At 68.6% G+C, this 19,904-nt stretch carries 19 protein-coding genes; 17 read left to right on the top strand and 2 right to left on the bottom strand.

Annotated elements, in window-relative coordinates:
* Positions 1 to 155: 155 nt before the first annotated feature.
* From ACTJKK_RS14335 to ACTJKK_RS14255, 17 genes are all read left to right on the top strand, one after another.
* Positions 156 to 1,205: a hypothetical protein gene (locus tag ACTJKK_RS14335; RefSeq protein WP_440748479.1), complete on the top strand. Its 1,050-nt coding sequence runs from the start codon at positions 156 to 158 to the stop codon at positions 1,203 to 1,205.
* 327 nt (positions 1,206 to 1,532) lie between these two features.
* Positions 1,533 to 2,474 carry a hypothetical protein gene (locus tag ACTJKK_RS14330; protein WP_440748478.1) on the top strand — a complete coding sequence of 314 codons (942 nt, stop codon included), beginning with the start codon at positions 1,533 to 1,535 and terminating at the stop codon, positions 2,472 to 2,474.
* Between the two features lie 49 nt (positions 2,475 to 2,523).
* Positions 2,524 to 4,239, top strand: coding sequence for a hypothetical protein (locus tag ACTJKK_RS14325; RefSeq protein ID WP_440748477.1), 1,716 nt, complete (start codon positions 2,524 to 2,526; stop codon positions 4,237 to 4,239).
* Positions 4,236 to 4,910, top strand: a complete 675-nt coding sequence (locus tag ACTJKK_RS14320; protein ID WP_440748476.1) for an ABC transporter ATP-binding protein — start codon at positions 4,236 to 4,238, stop codon at positions 4,908 to 4,910. The genes ACTJKK_RS14325 and ACTJKK_RS14320 overlap by 4 nt, the downstream gene beginning before the upstream one ends.
* 137 nt (positions 4,911 to 5,047) lie before the next feature.
* Positions 5,048 to 6,289, top strand: a complete 1,242-nt coding sequence (locus ACTJKK_RS14315) for an ABC transporter permease (protein ID WP_440748492.1) — start codon at positions 5,048 to 5,050, stop codon at positions 6,287 to 6,289.
* Positions 6,290 to 6,403: 114 nt separating this feature from the next.
* On the top strand, positions 6,404 to 7,420 hold the full coding sequence (locus tag ACTJKK_RS14310) for a hypothetical protein (protein WP_440748475.1): 1,017 nt from the start codon (positions 6,404 to 6,406) through the stop codon (positions 7,418 to 7,420).
* The gene (locus ACTJKK_RS14305; protein ID WP_440748474.1) at positions 7,420 to 9,042 is read left to right on the top strand and encodes a hypothetical protein; all 1,623 of its coding nucleotides are present in this window, start codon (positions 7,420 to 7,422) and stop codon (positions 9,040 to 9,042) included. Before ACTJKK_RS14310 ends, ACTJKK_RS14305 begins: the two co-directional genes overlap by 1 nt.
* Positions 9,039 to 9,719: an ABC transporter ATP-binding protein gene (locus ACTJKK_RS14300; protein WP_247622039.1), complete on the top strand. Its 681-nt coding sequence runs from the start codon at positions 9,039 to 9,041 to the stop codon at positions 9,717 to 9,719. The genes ACTJKK_RS14305 and ACTJKK_RS14300 overlap by 4 nt, the downstream gene beginning before the upstream one ends.
* Positions 9,716 to 11,092: an ABC transporter permease gene (locus tag ACTJKK_RS14295; RefSeq protein WP_440748473.1), complete on the top strand. Its 1,377-nt coding sequence runs from the start codon at positions 9,716 to 9,718 to the stop codon at positions 11,090 to 11,092. Before ACTJKK_RS14300 ends, ACTJKK_RS14295 begins: the two co-directional genes overlap by 4 nt.
* A gap of 108 nt (positions 11,093 to 11,200) precedes the next feature.
* Positions 11,201 to 12,034 (top strand): ParA family protein, encoded by an 834-nt coding sequence (locus tag ACTJKK_RS14290; RefSeq protein WP_247624672.1) that lies wholly within the window; start codon positions 11,201 to 11,203, stop codon positions 12,032 to 12,034.
* Complete coding sequence (locus tag ACTJKK_RS14285) at positions 12,018 to 12,926, top strand: segregation and condensation protein A (RefSeq protein WP_404596154.1); 909 nt, start codon at positions 12,018 to 12,020, stop codon at positions 12,924 to 12,926. The genes ACTJKK_RS14290 and ACTJKK_RS14285 overlap by 17 nt, the downstream gene beginning before the upstream one ends.
* Entirely contained in the window at positions 12,916 to 13,551 is a 636-nt protein-coding gene (gene scpB / locus ACTJKK_RS14280; protein ID WP_440748472.1) for an SMC-Scp complex subunit ScpB, read from the top strand. The genes ACTJKK_RS14285 and scpB overlap by 11 nt, the downstream gene beginning before the upstream one ends.
* On the top strand, positions 13,548 to 14,336 hold the full coding sequence (locus ACTJKK_RS14275) for a pseudouridine synthase (RefSeq protein WP_440748471.1): 789 nt from the start codon (positions 13,548 to 13,550) through the stop codon (positions 14,334 to 14,336). The genes scpB and ACTJKK_RS14275 overlap by 4 nt, the downstream gene beginning before the upstream one ends.
* Before the next feature lie 23 nt (positions 14,337 to 14,359).
* A complete protein-coding gene (locus tag ACTJKK_RS14270) occupies positions 14,360 to 15,505 on the top strand; it encodes a prephenate dehydrogenase (protein ID WP_440748491.1) in 1,146 nt (381 codons plus the stop codon).
* Complete coding sequence (cmk, locus tag ACTJKK_RS14265) at positions 15,498 to 16,214, top strand: (d)CMP kinase (RefSeq protein ID WP_440748470.1); 717 nt, start codon at positions 15,498 to 15,500, stop codon at positions 16,212 to 16,214. The genes ACTJKK_RS14270 and cmk overlap by 8 nt, the downstream gene beginning before the upstream one ends.
* 40 nt (positions 16,215 to 16,254) lie before the next feature.
* Positions 16,255 to 17,727: a ribosome biogenesis GTPase Der gene (der, locus tag ACTJKK_RS14260; RefSeq protein WP_440748490.1), complete on the top strand. Its 1,473-nt coding sequence runs from the start codon at positions 16,255 to 16,257 to the stop codon at positions 17,725 to 17,727.
* Positions 17,728 to 17,879: 152 nt separating this feature from the next.
* On the top strand, positions 17,880 to 18,773 hold the full coding sequence (locus ACTJKK_RS14255; RefSeq protein ID WP_440748469.1) for an NUDIX domain-containing protein: 894 nt from the start codon (positions 17,880 to 17,882) through the stop codon (positions 18,771 to 18,773).
* 35 nt (positions 18,774 to 18,808) lie between these two features.
* Here ACTJKK_RS14255 and ACTJKK_RS14250 read toward each other — a convergent pair whose 3' ends face one another.
* Both ACTJKK_RS14250 and ACTJKK_RS14245 read right to left on the bottom strand, forming a co-directional pair.
* Positions 18,809 to 19,195, bottom strand: coding sequence for an RNA-binding S4 domain-containing protein (locus ACTJKK_RS14250; protein ID WP_247622045.1), 387 nt, complete (start codon positions 19,193 to 19,195; stop codon positions 18,809 to 18,811).
* Positions 19,192 to 19,863: a lysoplasmalogenase family protein gene (locus ACTJKK_RS14245; protein WP_440748468.1), complete on the bottom strand. Its 672-nt coding sequence runs from the start codon at positions 19,861 to 19,863 to the stop codon at positions 19,192 to 19,194. The genes ACTJKK_RS14250 and ACTJKK_RS14245 overlap by 4 nt, the downstream gene beginning before the upstream one ends.
* Positions 19,864 to 19,904: the final 41 nt, after the last annotated feature.

The raw sequence follows: 19,904 nt of genomic DNA, 5'->3' as shown, positions 1-19,904 counted from the left end.
CGGGCGGGCGATCACCCGTCCGCCCGGCCGGCGAATCCGGTGGATCAGTATGCCGGAAGCCTCCGAGTACACCTCCAAACAGCGGCAAACGCTCCAGAATCCGTGGTGCCTCTTCGTACGGTGAGATCTTCCGTCCCCGCGATATTGGAGTCTTCATGCGATTCTCGCGCCCCCTCGCTGCCTGCGCGGCAGCGGCTGTCATCCTCACCCTCTCCGCGTGTGCCGAGGCGCCGTCCGACAGCGACGAGTCTGTCGAGACACCGCTGACCCCCTACTGGGAGGCGCTCTACGGAGGGGGTGCCGATATGGACGAGCAGATGAAGGAGCAGCAGGAGGTGGAGGCGAAGATCCAGAAGAAGGTCGCAGAGTGCATGACCGAGCAGGGGTTCGAATACACGGCCTTCGTCCCTGACTTTCAGAATGACACCGACATGTCGGGCTCCGATGATGACGTCTGGGATCCCGACGACGAGAAGTGGGTGGCCAAGTGGGGGTACGGCATCACCGACTGGCCGGGACGCGAGGACGAGGACCAGGAGCAGGAGCAGTACGAGGAGGAGGCTTCCGATGATCCGAACTACGCGTACTACGAGTCCCTCACCGACGGTGAGAAGGCCGCGTACGACGAGGCCCTCTCCGGTCCGGTTCTGACCGACGAGGAGTACGCCGACCCCGATTACGAATACAAGTGGGAGGAAGGCGGATGCTACGGGAAGGCGTCGCACGAGGTCGAGGTCGACGTCGGCGACGACCCGCTGATCGAGTACGAGGATCTGATCGAGAAGATGAACTCGTTGTGGGAGGAGCATGAGAGCGATCCGAAGGTCATCGCCCTCGAGGGCGAATGGTCCAGCTGCATGAGCGATGCCGGCGAATCGGGATTCGAGGCCCAGTACGACGCCGCGGAGTCGATCTCCACGGAATACGGGGAACTGAACCCGACGCAGGTCGATCCCGGGCCGGCTGACTCTGCTGCCGAGGGCGAAGCAGCCGAAGAACTCGACATGTCGCCGGAGACGAACCCAGAGATCGCGGAGTTGAAGGAGCGCGAGATCGCTCTCGCCCTCGTCGATCTCGAATGCCGGGAGAAGACCTCGTACTGGGACGAGATGCAGAAGATCTCCTTCGACCGGGAGCAGGAGTTCGTCGACCAGAACAAGGCCGAGCTCGACGCGATGAAGCTTGCGCTGGAGCAGGCCGACTGAGCCACACGCCGACTCGTCGAATCGCGAACTGCGATTCGACGAGTCGGCGGGCGATCGGCTCGGGCGAACGCGCGCGTTCTTGGCATACCGGAAGCCTCCGAGTACGCCGCCAAACACCCGGAAACACGCGCTTTTCGCCAATGTGGTTTCGTACGGTGAAATCTTCGTCCCCCGATGACTGGAGACTCACCCATGCGTTTCATTCGCCCTCTCTCGGCCTGCGCTGCGGCAGTCCTCGCTCTGTCTCTCGCGGCGTGCGCAGCCGAGCCCGCTACAGATGACAGCGACGGTGGGGGAGGTGGCGAGGCAGAGGAGTACACCTCGCCGTTGACGCCCTACTACGAAGCGATCTACAGCGGTGGCGCCGATTCCGAGCAGCAGCAGAAGAAGCGATTGGAACGGAACGCCGAGATCGAGGAGCTCGTCGCCGTGTGCATGAAGGACCAGGGGTTCGAATACACCCCTGCTCAGCCCGACTCGCAGAGGGAACGCGACCTGCTGAACGGTGTGGAATCCGATGACGAAGGGGTGGAGCCCGTCTCGGAGCCCGACGACAAGGCATGGGTCGAGAAGTACGGCTACGGCATCGTCGATTTTCCGGGCCGTGTCGAGATCGAGCAACAGGCAGCCGCCGCCGAGGAGGACGACGCTGCCGACCTCGGCGACCCGTACTACGACTCCCTCTCGGAGAGTCAGAAAGCTGCATACGACGAGGCCCTGCACGGTCCTACGGTCGACAAGGAAGCGGTGCTCGCCGACGAGAACTACGAGTACAAGTGGGAGGAAGCCGGGTGCTACGGCAAAGCCGATCACGAGCTCGGAGACGAGGCGGGTGAGACTTTCGATCCAACCGAGTATCAGGATCTGATGGACCGGATGACCGCGCTCAGCGACGAGATCGCCACCGATCCGGAGATTGCTGCTCTCGATGCCGAGTGGGCCGCCTGCATGGAGGATGCCGGTGAGTCGGGCTTCACCGTCCAGGCGGATGCCGAGACATCGATCCGTGCGGAGTTCGATGGGCTCTACGCCGTGTCGGATGGTGGCGAACTGACCGAGATGCCTGACCTGTCGCCGGACACGAATCCGGAAGTGGCTGAGATCCAGAAGCGCGAGCTGGCGCTGGCACTGACCGACCTGGAGTGTCGCGAAGAGACCTCCTATTGGGATACCTGGGACACGGTCACCAACGATCGCGAGCAGGACTTCCTCGACGCGAACAGGGCCGAACTCGACGCGATGAAGCTCGCGCTGGAGCAAGCCGGCTGAGCCGGGCGCCGAAACGACCGGAGCAGATTCGAATGGACATCAACTGACCATGAACACACCTGACGAGAACGACGAACGCACGAACGACCACCACGAGAATGATCGCACCGAGCCGATCACGTCACGCGCCGAACTGGCGAGGATCCAGGACGCGACCCCGACGACTACCTTCTCGGAACTGCTCTACGACGCGCCGGATGACGACATCCGACTCGAGAATCTCGACCTTGCGGGCGACGCTGACGCGCCCGATGAGGAATCAGCACCGACCGAGTCTTCCCGTGTGTCGGGCTGGGGCCGCGTGCTCCGTGGCAACCGAACGCTGTGGATCGTCGCCGCCAGTGCGGTCGTGTGCCTCGTCGCCGGGCTGCTGGTCGGCCGATTCGTCCTGACGCCGGAGGACGCATCGGCCGATGCGCCTGATCCCGGGCTGGTGACCGCGCCGGTCGAGTTCGGCGAGCTGACGAACGACGTCACGCTGCGCGCGGACGTCGGCTACGCGGATGCCGTCGACGTGAAGATCGACACCTCCGGGCTGTCCGGAGGTGCGGCCGTGGTGACGATGGCTCCCCCTGCCGTCGGCACGGTGCTCAATCCGCTCTCCGTCGCGCTGGAGGTGGCGGGGCGCCCGGTCATCGTGCTCCCCGGCGAGCTGCCCGCCTACCGCACGATGAAGTTCGGAACCTCGGGCCCCGACGTGCTCCAGCTCAAGCAGGCGCTCGCGGGCCTCGGCTTCGGCGTCGGCGACGTGAAGTCGAACCTCTACGATCAGGCGACCGCGGATGCCGTCGGGGCGATGTATGCGAAAGCGGGCTATCCGGTACCGAAGTCGGACGAAGAAGGTGCTGAAGACGCTGTTGCCGTGGCAGAGAAGGCGGTGCGCACGGCGCAGGACACCGTGACGTCCAATGAGCAAGCGCTCGCCAAGGCTGGCGAGGGGCCGAAGGGGTCCGAGCTGATCGATCTCAACGGCGCCGTCACGATCGCCGAAGCGGAACTCGCGGCCGCCCAGAAGTCGGGTGAGGGCCTCCAACAAGCGCAAGTGAATCTGGAGAAAGCGCGGGCTGAACGTGACGAGGCTCTCGCCCCGAAGAACACGAGTGCCGAACAGGCCACACTCGACTCATCGCGAGAAGATCTGACGGCCGCAGAGAAGGACCTGGAAGAGGCGCGACAGAACGCCCTCCCGTTCCTCCCCGCCAGCGAAGTACTGTTCCTGACCGAGCTGCCGCGTCGCGTCGATGAGGTGAAGGTCAAGCGCGGCGCCGTGCTGTCGGACGCGGCCATGACCGTCTCCGGGGCAACGATCCGCCTGACCGGCGCGGCCGCGGAAGCAGACGGGGCCCTCCTCAAGAAGGGCGGCGAGGCGACGTTCGAACTCACCGGCGGCGATGGCACGGAGTTCCACGCCGTGATCGCCGCGGTGGCGAAGGGCGAGGGGGAGTCCTCCCGCTGGACCGTGATCCTCGAGCCCGATCCCCTGAAGCCCGAGCAGATCGAAGCACTCAAGGGACAGAACGTCCGTGTGAAGGTGCCCGTCGGCAAGACCGAGGGCGAGGTGCTCTCGGTACCTCTCGCGGCCGTGACGGCTGGCCCGGGTGGCGAATCGCGCGTCGAGGTCGTCGATTCGGACCCCCGGGAGGGCGACGAAGCCAAGACGCACATCGTGGTCGTGGAGACCGGTCTCGCGGCGAAGGGGGCCGTCGAGGTCACACCCGTCGAAGGCGAACTCGACAAGGGCGACCTGGTGGTGATCGGAGAGTGAACACCGCACTGGTCGAACTGCGAGACGTCACCCGCTCGTTCCCCGGACCGCCCGAGGTGCAGGCTCTGAAGGGCGTGAACCTGAAGGCCGATGCCGGCGACTACATCTCGATCGTCGGGCCCAGCGGCTCCGGCAAGTCGACGATGCTCAACCTCTTGGGACTGCTCGACCGCCCGAGCGTAGGGGAGTACCGGCTCGCCGGCTCGTTGACCGGCGACCTGACCGACGACGAACGCGCGGCCGTGCGGGCGCGCTTCATCGGATTCGTCTTCCAGGCGTTCCACCTGATGCCGCGCCGCAGCGTGCTCGATAACGTGTTGATGCCGATGCTCTACAGCGGGGTCCCCCGCAGGGAGCGGGAGGCGCGCGCTCGAGACGCGCTGAAGCGCGTCGGACTCGGGCACCGGATCGAGTTCTTCCCGAACTCGCTCTCGGGCGGAGAGCGCCAGCGCGTCGCGATCGCGCGCGCCGTCGTCAGCGGCCCGAAGCTGCTGCTCGCCGACGAGCCCACGGGCAACCTCGACCAGACGACGTCGGGTGAGGTCATGGAACTCTTCGAAGAGCTCAACGACGACGGCCTCACGCTCATCGTCATCACGCACGACCCTGTGGTGGCGCGCCGCGCTCGCCGCAGTATCCGCATCGCCGACGGCCGATTGAGCGAACTGTGACGCCGGACTCGCCGCGCCGCCGGCATCGGCGTGCGGAGAAAGCCGCATCGGCGGAGCAGGGGACGACGGATGCCGAGAACGACGCTGCCGCGACCGCAGACTCCGATGCTCCGGACGCCGCGACCTCCGCGACCGCTCTGCTCTCCGACGTCGCTCATGCCGACCGATTCACGTTCCAGGATCTGGTCACCGAAGCCACGGCCGATATCGGCTCGCGCCCCGCACGATTGGTCATGACGATCCTCGGCACGGTGCTCGGCATCGCCTCTCTCGTCGCCACTCTCGGGTTCGCCCAGACGGCCGCCGCGCAGGTCGCACGCCAGTTCGACGGCGTCGCGTCGCGGCAGGTCGTGGTGGCCCCGCTCGAAGCGGAGACGGGGCAGGAGAACACGACGGTCGCGGCCGGGCGACTGCCCTGGGACTCTCCGGAGCGCGTGAAGCTGCTCGCCGGCGTCGAGAGCGCGGCCCTCACCGCTCAACTGGAGCTGCCCGAGGGAGAGACGATCACCGCGGTCCCGGTGAACGACCCCTCGGCCCCCGCCGTGGCCCCGCCGAAGCTCTTCGCCACCACTCAGGACCTTCCCGACGCCGTCGACGGGCATCTGGTCACCGGTCGGTTCTTCGACGACGGGCACGACGTGCGCGGAGATCGGGTCGCCGTGCTCGGCCGCACCGCCGCGGAGCGCATGGGGATCAACCGCGTCGACTCGCAGCCTTCGATCTTCATCGCGGGCGTGCCGTACTCGGTGATCGGGATCATCGACGGAATGGATCGTCGAGGGGAGTTCCTCGACGGCGTGATCGTTCCGCAGGGCGCCGCGCGCGCCGACTTCGGCCTCGAAGCACCCTCGGAACTCACGATCCACATCGCCGTCGGTGCGGGGCCGCAGGTCGCGAAGCAATCGGTGCTCGCGCTCGAGCCCGACGCGCCCGACACGCTCAAGGCGCGAGCCCCTGCGGCCGCATCCGAACTCAGCCAGAACGTGCAGGCCGATGTGAACATCGTGTTCCTCATCCTCGGCGTGATCGCGTTGCTCGCCGGCGGACTCGGCATCGCGAACGTCACTCTGCTGTCGGTCATGGAGAGGGTGGGAGAGATCGGCCTCCGCCGCGCACTGGGAGCCACCCGTCGCCAGATCGGGCGGCAGTTCATGGTGGAGTCCATCGTCATCGGCTTCGTCGGAGGCCTGATCGGCTCGGCGCTCGGGGTGATCGGCGTCATCGTCGTCGCGATGGTGCAGGGCTGGGCTCCCGTGACCGACCCCGTGATCGCCGGCGCCGGCGCTCTTCTCGGGGCTCTCGTCGGGTGGGCGTCGGGGTGGTATCCGGCGCGCCGGGCCGCGCGGATCGAGCCGGTGGCCGCCCTGCGAGGAGCTTGATCCGACCGTTCCGCGCGCCCGGCCATGTCATCCTTTCGGTGGACGCGCGGAACGGATCCGAATCTCTAGTGTGGGATATTCCGGTACTCGCCGGATGCACAAAGGAGTCCCCACATGCGTTCCACCGTTCCTCTCGCTGCGCTCGCGGCGACCGCCATGGTGCTCGTCCTCTCGGGCTGCGGAGGCGCGTCCTCCGACGAGCTGTCCTACGAGGACTCGCCCCTGAACGAGTACCTCGCCGCGGCCTGGGGCAGCGACCTCTCGCCCGAGGAGCAGCAGAAGAAGTTCGACGAGCAGCAGGTCAAGGTCGAGGAACTGATCTCGGAGTGCATGTCGGAGGAGGGATTCGAGTACGTCCCGAACACCAGCAGCGGCGGCGTGATGACCAGCGACGGCGGCGAGTGGGAGCCGGACAAGCGGGAATGGGTCGAGAAGTACGGCTACGGCTACGTCAACAGCCCGTTCGCCGAGCAGCAGGACGAGGGCCCCACCGACCAGGAGTACGTCGACCCGAACGCGGACTACGTCTCGTCGCTCTCGGAGTCCGAGCAGACGGCGTTCTACGAGGTGCTGTACGGCCCGCCGCAGGAGGAGTCCGAGATGTCGGAGGACGGCAGCTACGAGTACAACTGGGAGACGGCCGGATGCCAGGGCTGGGCGCAGCACGAACTCGAGGGCGATGACCTGTGGCAGGCCGAGGAGTTCGCCGAGCTGCGCGCCAACATGGAAGAGCTGTGGACGACGTCGCAGGACGCCCCCGAGCTCGCCGATCTGAACGCGGAGTGGGCCTCCTGCATGGCCGACAAGGGCGAGCCCGGATTCGAGAAGCAGATGGATGCCGGTCAGTCGATCATCGACGACCAGAACGCGCTGTACGACGCGGCCTACGGTGATGGCTCCGAGCAGGTCGACCTCGACTCGCCCGACTTCGTCGACCCGAGCGAGAGCCCCGAGATGAAGGAACTGGGTGAGCGGGAGATCGCCCTCGCCCTCGTCGATCTCGAGTGCCGCGAGAAGACGTCGTTCACGAAGAAGTCGATGGAGATCCAGTTCGCGCTGGAGGAGAAGTTCATCGCCGCCAACAAGGCCGACCTCGACGCCTTCAAGGCCGCCGCCGAGCAGAGCAAGTGATGCGCGACGATGAGACCCCGACGACCCAGATCCCCGCAGAGGGAAGCGACGCCGGGGCAGGGGAGAACTCTGCCACGGCGGAGACCACGACGTTCACCGACCTGATCGACGGCCCCGCCGACGACGCCGCGGGAACGACGAACACTTCGCGGGTGAACGGGTGGGGCCGCGTGCTCCGCGGCAACCGCACCCTCTGGATCGTGGCGCTCGCGGCGGTGGTCTGCCTGGTGGCCGGGCTGCTGGTCGGGCGCTTCCTGCTCTCGCCCGACGCATCGAGCGCGGATGCGCCCGAGCCCGGTCTCGTAACCGCCCCGGTGGAGTTCGGCCCGTTGAGCAACGACGTCACCCTGCGCGCGGACGTCGGATACGCGGATGCCGTCGACGTCAAGATCGACACGTCCACCCTCACCGGCGGCGCCGTCGTCACCGGGAAGACGCCGGAGGTGGGGGCCACGCTCGAACCGCTCTCGGTCGCGCTCGAGATCGTCGGACGCCCGGTGATCGTCCTGCCTGGAGAACTTCCGGCGTATCGCACCCTGCGTTTCGGCGTCTCTGGTCCGGACGTGCTGCAGCTGAAGCAGGCGCTCGCGAGTGTCGGCATCGGCGCCGGCGACGTGAATTCCAACATGTTCGACCAGGCCACCGCCGAGGGGATCGCGCAGCTCTACGCGCAGGCCGGGTACCCGGTGCCGGAATCTGAGGAGGGGACCGCCGATGGCGTGCGGTCCGCCGAAGAGGCCGTCCGTTCCGCGCAGTCCGGAGTCGCCGACGCCGAGAAGGCGCTGACCGCCGCGGGAGCGGGCCCGACCCCGGTCGAAGCCTTCCAGGCGGATGTCGCCGTGCAGACGGCTGTGGAGGCGCTCGACGCCGCGCGCGCTGCCGGCGAAGGAGTCCCTGCCGCGGAGCGCGCCCTGCACACGGCGAATCTCGAACGGGATGCGATCTGGGCGCCGCGGGACACGAGCAGCGAAGCATCCGCTCTGGAGAGCGCGCGCGCCGCCGTAGCCTCGGCGAACGAGGCGCTCGAGGAGGCGCGTCAGAAGGCGCTTCCCTTCCTGCCTGCCAGCGAGGTGCTGTACCTCACCGAACTTCCGCGTCGTGTGGACGCGGTGAACGTGCAGCGCGGCTCGATCATCGAGGGCGCAGCGATGACCGTGTCGGGCGCGACCGTTCGTCTCACTGGGGCTGCGGCCGAGGCCGATGCCCGCCTGCTCGAGGCGGGAGCCGAGGCGACGTTCGAGCTGCCGGACGGCACCGAGCACCGTGGGGTGATCGCGACGCTCAAGGAGGGCAAGGACAGCAGTGCTCGGTGGTCGGTGATCCTCGAACCGGACCCGCTCACGCCCGAGCAGATCAGCCAGCTCCAGGGGAGCAACGTCCGGGTCAAGATCGCGGTCGGAGCCACGGACGGCGACGTGCTCTCGGTGCCGCTCGCGGCACTCACTGCCGGCCCCGGTGGTGAGTCGCGCGTCGAAGTGGTCGAGTCCGATCCCCGAGAGGGCGAGGACGCCATGACGCGCCTCGTCGTCGTCGAGCCGGGTCTCGCGGCCAAGGGCGCCGTCGAAGTGACCCCGGTCGACGGTGAACTCGACGAGGGCGATCTCGTGGTGGTGGGCCGGTGACGGCCGCGCCGCCGCTGGTCGAGCTCCGTGACGTGACGCGTTCGTTCCCCGGGCCGCCCGAGGTCCAGGCGTTGAAAGCGGCCACGCTGAGCGTCGCGGCGGGGGACTACATCTCGATCGTCGGACCCAGCGGATCCGGCAAGTCGACCATGCTCAACCTGCTCGGGCTGCTCGACCGGCCCAGCGTCGGGGAGTATCGGCTGGCAGGATCGCTCACGGGAGACCTGTCGGACGACGAGCGTGCGGCGGTGCGCGCCCGATTCATCGGCTTCGTCTTCCAATCGTTCCATCTGCTTCCCCGACGCAGCGTGCTCGACAACGTGCTCATGCCCATGCTCTACAGCGGTGTTCCTCGGCGCGAACGCGAGGAGCGGGCGCGCGAGGCGCTCTCCCGGGTGGGCCTCGGACACCGCATCGACTTCTTCCCGAACTCGCTGTCCGGCGGCGAGCGGCAGCGCGTCGCCGTTGCGCGCGCGGTCGTCAGCGGACCCCAGCTGCTGCTGGCCGATGAGCCGACGGGCAACCTCGACCAGCGCACCTCCGGCGAGGTCATGGAACTCTTCGAGGAGCTCAACGCGGACGGGCTCACCCTCATCGTCATCACGCATGACGATGCGGTCGCGCGCCGCGCCGGGCGGAGCATCCGCATCTCCGACGGCCGATTGAGCGAGCTGTGATGCGCCTGCTCCGGCGTCGACGCAGGGATGCCGGGTCGACGCACGATACGGCCGAGGGCACGACAGCCGAGAACTCCGCGTCTGAGAGCGCAGCCCCCGAGAATGCGGCGCCCGAGAATGCGGCGACGGCGCTCCTGCCGTCGGTGAAGCATGCCGATCGGTTCACGTTCCAGGACCTGGTCGCCGAGGCGACGGCCGATATCGGATCGAGGCCCGCGCGTCTGGTGATGACGATCCTCGGAACCGTGCTCGGCATCGCCTCGCTGGTCGCGACGCTCGGGTTCGCCCAGACGGCGGCGGCGCAGATCGCCGCGCAGTTCGACGGAGTCGCAGCGACCCAGGTCGTCGTCACGCCGGCGAAGGCGCAGTCCGGCCGGGAGAACACGACCGTCGCTGCCGGACGGCTGCCCTGGGACGCCCCGGAGCGTGTGAAACTCCTCGCCGGTGTCGACAGCGCGGCTCTCATCGCCGACGTCGAACTCGCCGACGGCGAGACGATCACGGCCGTGCCGGTGAACGACCCCTCGGCTCCGATCACCGCCTCGCCGAAGCTGTTCGCGACGACCCAGGATCTGCCGGATGCCGTCGACGGGGAACTCGTGACGGGACGCTTCTTCGACGACGGTCACGACGAGCGGGGTGATCGCGTGGCGGTCCTCGGCCAGCGCGCCGCGGAGCGGATGGGGATCAATCGTGTCGATTCCCAGCCGTCGATCTTCATCGCCGGCGTGTCGTATTCCGTCATCGGCATCATCGACGGGATGGAGAGGCGCTCCGAGTTCGTCGACGGGGTGATCATCCCGCAGGGAGCGGCACGCGCGGACTTCGGATTGGCCGCGCCGTCGGAGCTGGCGATCCACATCGTCGTCGGTGCGGGGCCTCAGGTCGCCGAGCAGTCGGTGCTCGCGCTCCAGCCCGACGACCCGGAATCACTGGACGCACGCGCGCCGGCGGCATCCTCCGACCTCAGCCAGAACGTGCAGGCCGATGTGAACGTCGTCTTCCTCATCCTCGGGATCATCGCGCTCCTCGCCGGTGGGCTCGGGATCGCGAACGTCACCCTGCTCTCGGTCATGGAGCGCATCGGTGAGATCGGTCTCCGTCGGGCGCTGGGCGCGACGCGTCGCCAGATCGGCGGGCAGTTCATGGTCGAGTCGATCGTGATCGGCTTCATCGGGGGGATCATCGGCTCCGCCCTCGGGGTCGTCGCGGTGATCGTGGTCGCGGCCGTCCAGGGGTGGTCGCCGGTCACCGACCCGCTGATCGCCGTCGCCGGGATCTTCCTGGGGGCGCTGGTGGGATGGGGATCGGGCTGGTATCCGGCACGGCGCGCCGCACGCATCGAGCCGGTCGCCGCGTTGCGCGGCGTGTGAGGGAGAGGGCGACCGCTAGAATCGAGCAAGCACGAAGGAGCAGGAGAACCGGTGGCGGAGAAAGCGGCGAAGTCCAGGGCGACGGCCAAGAAGGTCGACGAGACACCCATGGGACCCACCGGTCGGCCCTATCACGGGTTCGACACACCCGAACCGTTGAGCTCCCACGGTCCCGCGAGGATCATCGCGCTGTGCAACCAGAAGGGTGGCGTCGGCAAGACGACGACGACCATCAACCTGGCGGCAGCCCTCGCCGAATACGGGCGCAAGGTACTCGCGGTCGACTTCGACCCGCAGGGTGCCCTCTCCGCAGGCCTGGGCATCCAGACGCACGACGTGCCGACGATCTACGACCTGCTGCTCGACACCAAGCGCGACGCGAACGACGCGATCGTCCACTCCAGCGTCGAGAACCTCGACGTCCTGCCCGCGAACATCGATCTGTCCGCCGCCGAGGTGCACCTCGTGAACGAGGTCGCCCGCGAGACGATCCTCGCCCGGGTGCTCCGCCAGGTCGCGGGGGAGTACGACGTCATCCTCATCGACTGCCAGCCGTCGCTCGGCCTGCTGACGGTGAACGCCCTCACCGCGGCGCATGGCGTGATCATCCCGCTCGAGTGCGAGTTCTTCGCGCTGCGCGGTGTCGCGCTCCTGATCGAGACGATCGACAAGGTGCGCGATCGGCTCAACCCCTCGATCACGATGGACGGCCTGCTCGCGACGATGTACGACCCGCGCACGCTGCACTCGCGCGAGGTGCTCGAACGCGTCGTCGAGGCGTTCGGCGACGACGTGCTCGAGACCGTGATCGGTCGCACCGTGAAGTTCCCCGATGCGTCGGTGTCGGGTGTCCCCATCACCGAGTTCGCGCCGGAGCACGCCGCCGCACAGGCGTATCTGCGACTGGCGCGGGAGCTGGTCGCCCGTGGCGCCGTCGCCTGATTCCGAGTACGACGCCACCCTCGCGCCCGACGGCACCGCCCCTGCGCCGGAAGGCGCTTCACTCGCGCCCGAAACCGACGCCGCTCTCATCGAGCAGCCGTCGGCATCGGATCCCGGATTCCGCGTCTCGCTGTCGAACTTCGACGGACCGTTCGACCTGCTCCTGAACCTCATCTCAAAGCACGAGATGGACATCACCGAGGTCTCGCTGAGCGCGGTGACCAACGAGTTCATCGCCTACCTGCGCGACCTCGACGGCGATGAGGAACTCGACCAGGCCTCCGAGTTCCTCGTGGTCGCGGCGACGCTCCTCGACATGAAGGTGGCGGGGCTGCTGCCGCAGGGCGAACTGGTGGATGCCGAGGCCGTGGCGTTGCTCGAGGCACGCGACCTGCTCTTCGCACGTCTGCTGCAGTACCGCGCCTTCAAGGAGGTGTCGGCCTGGTTCTCGCGCTGCCTCCAGCGGGAGGACCGTCGTCACGTGCGCGCGGTGCGGCTCGACGAGAAGCACCGTCGCAAGACGCCCGAGCTCGTGTGGTCGCTCACCGCCGACGACTTCGCCGCGCTCGCGCTCCTCGCGTTCGCGCCGAAGGAGATCCCGCACGTCGGCCTCGATCATCTGCATGCGCCGCTGGTGAGCATCCGCGAGCAGGCGGCGATCGTCGTGACGCTCCTCCGCGGCACCGAGTCGCTGAGCTTCCGCGAGCTCGTGGCGGGGGTCAGCGAACCCGGCATCGTGGTCGCCCGGTTCATCTCGGTGCTCGAGCTCTATCGGCACGCGGCACTCTCCTTCGAACAACTGGAACCGCTCGGTGAGCTGACGCTGCGCTGGGCCGCCGACTCCTGGTCGGACGAGACACTCGCGAGCCTGGGGGCCGACTATGACCGATGACGTGACCGCCGCCGAGACCGTGAGCCGCCCCGAGAACGCAAGCGACACCGAGACCGAGCAGACGCCGTCGACGCCCCTGACGGAGCGCATCGAGGCAATCCTGCTCATCATCGACGAGCCGATCGGACTCGTGGCCCTCGCCGCCGCGGTCGGATCGCCCGTGCCGGCCGTTCGGCAGTCGCTCGAAACGCTGGTCGACGACTACGACGGCCGCGGACAGGGGCCCCGGCGCGGCTTCGAGTTGCGCGAGGTCGGTGGGGGCTGGCGCCTCTACGTGCGCGAGGACCATGACGATCTGATCGCCGAGTTCGTCGGCGGGCAGGCGCCGGCGCGACTGTCGCAGGCCGCGCTCGAGACCCTCGCCGTGATCGCCTACAAGCAGCCCGTCACTCGCAGCCAGGTCGCATCGATCCGCGCGGTGAACGTCGACTCCGTCGTGCGCACCCTGCTCGCTCGTGGCCTGATCACCGAACTGTTCGCCGATTCAGAGACCGGCGCCATCAACTACGGCACGACCGAGGCGCTGCTCCAGCATCTCGGAATCAACTCGCTCGACGAGTTGCCCCCCATCTCTCCGCTGCTCGATGACGGTGCCGATGGGTTCGACGAAGGGACCATCCGATGACCGATTCCGAAGCGCCGCAGGGCGTCCGCCTGCAGAAGGTGCTGGCCGCGGCCGGTGTGGCCTCCCGTCGTGTCGTCGAGGAGTACATCGTCGCGGGTCGCATCCGCGTGAACGGCGAGGTCGTGAGCGAGCTCGGACGCCGCATCGACCCCGAGACAGATCTGGTCGACGTCGACGGCACGGCGATCCAGCTCGACGTCTCGAAGCGCTACGTCATGCTCAACAAGCCCACCGGCGTCGTCAGCAGCATGCGCGACGAGAGCGGTCGTCCCGACCTGCGCCGGTTCACCGACCAGTACGAGGAGCGCCTCTACAACGTCGGTCGCCTGGACGCGGAGACCAGCGGTCTGCTGATCCTCACGAACGACGGGGAGCTCGCGCACGTGCTCGCCCACCCGTCGTTCGGCGTCACCAAGGTGTACATCGCCAAGGTCGAGGGCACCGTCACGGCGCAGACCATCGCGAAGCTGACCGCCGGGTTCGACCTCGAGGACGGGTACATCCGCGCCGATAAGGCCCGCCTCCTCGACACCTCGCGCGGATCGAGTCTCGTCGAGCTCACGCTGCACTCCGGCCGCAACCGCATCGTGCGTCGCATGATGGCCGCGGTGGGCCACCCGGTCACCGAACTGGTGCGTCGTCAGTTCGGGCCGCTCCACCTGGGAACGCTCCCGGCAGGAAAGTCCCGCGAACTGGGTAAAATCGAACTCGGCGCGCTGCTCACTCTGTCGCGCCGTGATTCCGGTGTCGCCTCGGCGCCAGGCGAGCAACAGGAGAACGAGTGACCGACACGTCCAGTGCGTCCAGCGTGCGATCGACGTCCGTCGACGCTGCTCGTCGTCCGGGATCCGAACGATCGGCGGTCGCCCCGCGTCTGTCGGGGACCGTCCGTGTCGTGGGCGCCGGACTCCTCGGCGCGAGCGTCGGACACGCGCTCCGCGCGAAGGGCATCGACGTCGTCCTGACGGACTCGTCGCCCGCGCAGCTGCGCCTCGCCGTCGACTACGGCGCCGGCCGCCTCGCCGCAGAAGACGATCGTCCCCGCCTCATCGTGGTCGCTGTGCCGCCGGACGTGACGGCCGACGTCGTCCAGGCCGAGCTCGCGCAGTACCCGGATGCCGTCGTCACCGACGTCGCGAGCGTGAAGCTCGAGCCGTTCCGCGAGCTGCAGGAACGCGGTGTCGATCTCGCTCGCTACATCGGTTCGCATCCGCTCGCCGGGCGCGAGCGCGGGGGAGCGATCTCCGCGCGCGCCGACCTGTTCATCGGGCGCCCCTGGGTCGTGTGCCGTGACGGTGACACCGCCGCCGCCGACCTCGCTCTCGTGGAGGCGCTCGCCCTCGACGTCGGCGCCATGCCGTTGGAGATGACGCCCGAGGAGCACGATCGGTCGGTCGCTCTCACCTCGCACGTTCCGCAGGTCGTCGCGAGCCTGCTCGCCGGGCGCCTGGCCGAGGCCGACGAGGCCTCCCTTCGGCTGTCGGGCCAGGGCGTGCGCGACACGACGCGCATCGCGGCATCCGCTCCGGAGCTGTGGGTGCAGATCCTCGGAGCGAACGCCGGGCCCGTCGTCGAGATCCTCGATTCTCTGGCCGCCGACCTGCGTGAGGTGTCGGACGCGCTGCGCGACCCGGGCGCCGCGGGTGCCCGTCGTGTCGTCGCGGAGACGATCCGTCACGGTAACGACGGCGTCGACCGGCTTCCTGGCAAGCACGGCCAGAACCGGCGTTTCGAATCGCTCGTCGTGATGATCGATGACACCCCCGGTCAGCTCGGCCGTCTGTTCGGTGAGCTCGGAGAGCTCGGCGTCAACGTCGAGGACCTGCGTCTCGAGCACTCGCCGGGCGCGCAGTTCGGCCTCGCCGAGATCAGCGTCGAACCGGCCTCGCTGCACGGCGCGATCTCGGGGCTTCAGGAACGTGGATGGCGGATTGCGGGGAACACCAATGACTGACACCTCTCTCGACCGGTCCGCCGCCGACACCTCGGCCGTGGACTTCATCGCGATCGACGGTCCCGCAGGTTCCGGCAAGTCGAGCGTGTCGAAGGCGGTCGCGCGGCGCCTCGGCTTCGGGTACCTCGACACCGGATCCGCGTACCGGGCGCTCGCGTGGCACGTGCTCGACCGGGGCGCCGACACGGCGGATGCCGACGCGGTGCTCGCCGCGGCATCCGACTTCCCCGTGCGTCTCGGGCTCGACCCCGACGACCGCACCGTGCGCGTCGGCGACGTCGACATCACCGATGAGATCCGCGAACCGCGGGTGTCGGGTGCCGTGAGCGGTGTCGCCCGCGTGCCCGCCGTGCGGGCCCAGGTCAACGATCTCTTCCGCTCCCTCGTCGCCGAGGCGCCGTATCCGGCCGTCGTCGTCGAGGGCCGCGACATCACGACGGTCGTCGCCCCCGACGCCCCCGTCCGCATCCTGCTGACCGCGGCCCCCGAAGTGCGGGCCGCACGCCGAGCCGGTGAACTCGCCGGCGAGAACGCGGATGCCGTCGCCGCTGCCCTGCACAAGCGCGACGCCTCCGACAGCGCCGTCGTCGACTTCCTCAACGCCGCGGACGGCGTCGAGGTCGTCGACTCGACGGAGCTCGATTTCCCCCAGACCATCGATGCCGTCCTCACGGTGATCGAACGACTCCGAGGAGCACACCGTGGCTGACGAAGAATACGAAGGCGGCCCTGACCGTCTCGCCGAGAAGATGGAGGAGCTCGACGAGCACCTCGCCGAGCAGCGCGCCGAGACGCTGCGTGCCGGCCTCGCCGACTACGACCTCGACGACGAGGATGCCGCGCTCCTCGCCGGTGTCGAACTGGGCGAGGACGGGATCCAGTTCCTGCCCGCCCTGCCCGTCGTCGCGATCGTCGGGCGCCCGAACGTCGGCAAGTCGCAGCTGGTGAACCGCATCCTCGGCCGCCGCGAGGCCGTCGTCGAGGACACCCCCGGCGTCACCCGCGACCGCGTCACCTACAAGGCGGAGTGGGCGGATCGCCGCTTCACCCTCGTCGACACCGGTGGGTGGGAGCCGGATGCCCGCGGCATCGATCGCTCCGTCGCCGCGCAGGCCGAGGTCGCGATCGACCTCTCCGACGTCGTACTGTTCGTCGTCGACGCGATGGTCGGTGCCACGTCGACCGATGAGCACGTCGTGAAGCTGCTGCGCAAGAGCGGCAAGCCGGTCTTCCTCGTCGCCAACAAGATCGACGACGCGCGCCAGGAGCCCGAGGCCGCAGCCCTCTGGAACCTCGGTCTCGGCGAGCCGCACCCGGTGTCGGCCATCCACGGTCGTGGCGTCGCGGATCTTCTCGACGAGGTGCTCAAGAAGCTGCCCGAGGTCTCCGCGGTCGCGAAGGCCGAGATCGGCGGACCGCGTCGTGTCGCGATCCTCGGCCGTCCGAACGTCGGCAAGTCGTCGCTGCTCAACAAGGCCGCGGGCGAGGAGCGCGTCGTGGTCAACGACCTCGCCGGCACCACCCGCGACCCGGTCGACGAGATCGTCGAGCTGGGCGGAAAGCTGTGGACGCTGGTCGACACCGCCGGCATCCGTCGTCGTGTGCACATGGCGCAGGGCGCCGACTTCTACGCGTCGCTGCGTACTTCGGCCGCTCTCGAGAAGGCCGAGGTCGCCGTGGTCGTGCTCGACGTCTCGGAGACGATCAGCGAGCAGGACGTGCGCATCATCGACCTCGTGCTCGAGTCGGGCCGCGCGCTCGTGCTGGCGTTCAACAAGTGGGATCGTCTCAACGACGACGACCTCGAGAACGCCGATCGTCGTCGTTACCTCGAGCGCGAGATCGAGCAGGACCTCGCGCACGTCGCCTGGGCTCCGCGCGTGAACATCTCGGCGAAGACCGGCCGTCACCTCGACAAGCTGGTGCCCGCGCTCGAGACGTCGCTGGAGAACTGGGATCGCCGAATCCCCACCGGTAAGTTCAACGCCTTCCTCGCGGAGCTCGTGGCCGAGCACCCGCACCCGCTGCGCGGTGGCAAGCAGCCGCGCATCCTCTTCGGGACGCAGGCGTCGACGCGTCCGCCGACGTTCGTGCTGTTCACGACGGGATTCCTCGACCCGGGGTACCGCCGGTTCATCCAGCGTCGCCTGCGTGAGCTGTACTCGTTCGAGGGAACGCCGATCGTCATCAACATGCGGGTGCGCGAGAAGCGCCAGCGCTGATCCTCGTCCTCGTGAAGCGGGCGCATCCTCTGCGAGGTTGCGCCCGCTTTCGCATGTCTTGGGCTTCTGCGGCGGGCTCCCTCGGGCGAGTGCTGTTTTCTCTCTGTGACCGATTCGATGCCCGGACGCGGCGGCTGTGACAGGGTGGAGGGGTGACGATCGTTCCCCCCGCTTTCGATGAGCCGCGCCGCCCGGAGGGGCCGCGCGATCCCGGGGATGCCTGGGTCGTCGCCGACTCGGGGGAGCGGTACTGGGGGCGTTTCGGCGCTGCCGGGCTGCTGGCCGTGGATGCCGAACGCGGGGTGCTGCTGCAGCACCGCGTCGCCTGGAGCCATTTCGGCGGCACCTGGGGCCTGCCGGGCGGCGCGCTGCACGAGGGCGAGAGTTCGATCGTCGGCGCGTTGCGCGAGGCGCGGGAGGAAGCGGGAGTGCCCGAAGGCGCCGTCCGCCCGAGATTCACCAGCGTGCTCGATCTCGAGATCTGGTCGTACACGACCGTCGTCGCCGATGTGCAGACGCCCTTCGAGCCCGTGATCAGCGACCCGGAGAGCGTCGCGCTCGAGTGGGTGGCCATCGACGACGTGGAGTCCCGGCCGCTGCATCCCGGCTTCGCCCGCGCCTGGCCGGAGCTGCGCCGCCTTCTCGAAGAGCGCGTGGCCCTCGTCGTCGATGCGGCCAACGTGGTCGGGTCGGTTCCCGACGGTTGGTGGAAGGATCGTGCCGGCGCCGCCGAGCGACTTGCCGGGCGGCTGGACGGCGTCGCAATCGCAGCCCCCGAGCTGGGCATCGGCGGAACCGAATGGTTCCCGGAGGTGTCGCTCGTGGTCGAGGGCCAGGCGCGGGCGCTGGACGCGCATCCGCACGGAGTCTCGATCGTGCGCGCGGATGCCGCCGGTGATGACGCCATCGTCGCCGAGGTCGAGAGGCGCGTCGGTTCCGGAGCGAACGTCGTCGGGGTCACGAGCGACCGCGAGCTCGCCGACCGCATCCGGCGGACCGAGCCGGCGCAGGTGCGCTCGGCGAGATGGCTGCTCGAGCGACTCTGAACGAGTCCGTCCCCGCGGTGTTCGCGGAGCGGACGTCAGCGGAGGAAATCGTCCGATCCGCGCTCGGACCGTGCGTGCAGGCGATCGATCTCCCGGCGTTCGCGTTTGGTGGGGCGTCCGGCCCCACGGTCGCGGAGGCCGAGCGCCGCCTGGGGCTCGCGCTCGGGCGTTCTGTCGTCGTAGGCGACGGCGGCGAGGGGTGCGCCGACGCGCTTGACGAGGAGTTGCCGCACGAAGAGGATGCGGTCGAATCCGGCGATGCGGATGCGCACCTCATCGCCGATTTTGAGAGCCTGCGCCGCCTTGACCTTGTCGCCGTTGACGCGCACATGCCCTGCACGGCATGCCGTGGTCGCAGCGGAGCGGGTCTTGTAGACGCGTACCGCCCAGAGCCAACTGTCGACGCGTGCGGTGGTGCTCATGGAGTGCTCCTACGGGTGAGGGCGGCGATCGCGCCGGCGATGAGGAGGCCCTGCCCGAGCGTGTAGGTCAGCATCACGACGGGGCTGCCCCAGGGGGAGACGACCTCGGGGAGGAAGAGGCGAAAGGCGAGGACCGTGTCGCTCGCGAGGAAGAAGGCGCCGCCGACCGCGATGGTCGAGGTGCTGCGTGCCGAACTGGCCGCTGTCCCCGCAAGGACGAGCCCGTAGATCGCCAGGGCGAGGAGGAGCCCATCGGTGTGCGGTCCGAGGATCACCAGCATCGCGATCCACCAGAGGGCGTAGATCAGCGTCCACCACGGCATCCTTCTCCGGGTCAGGAAACCGACGAAGAGAGCGATGTAGGCGAGGTGGGCAAGACCGAAGAAGCCGAGCATCAGCGGCAGTTCGGGAAGCGCGGGGAAGAAGGCACCCGCGCTGTCGCCCAGCCACGAGAACACGAGCGCCGCGGCCAGGAGCCACGTGGCCTGCGGGGATCCGATCCGCCGCGCGAAGACGATCAGCGGGACGGCCAGGAGCGGCATCAGCAGGATCTTCGTCGGTCCCGCCGCCGTGCTGTCGATGGATAGAAGGATGACGTGCACGACCGAGACGATGGCGTAGGGCGTGAAGGCCCAGACCAGCGCGGGGGAGAGGACGCGTCGGTGCATCCCTCCATCGTAGAGTCGCGGCGGGTCGATGCTCGGGTCAG

Origin of the sequence: Microbacterium sp. 22179 (assembly GCF_052045715.1) — a bacterium.
GTDB lineage: Bacteria > Actinomycetota > Actinomycetes > Actinomycetales > Microbacteriaceae > Microbacterium > Microbacterium galbinum.
This window is presented reverse-complemented; position numbering and strand designations above follow the sequence as displayed.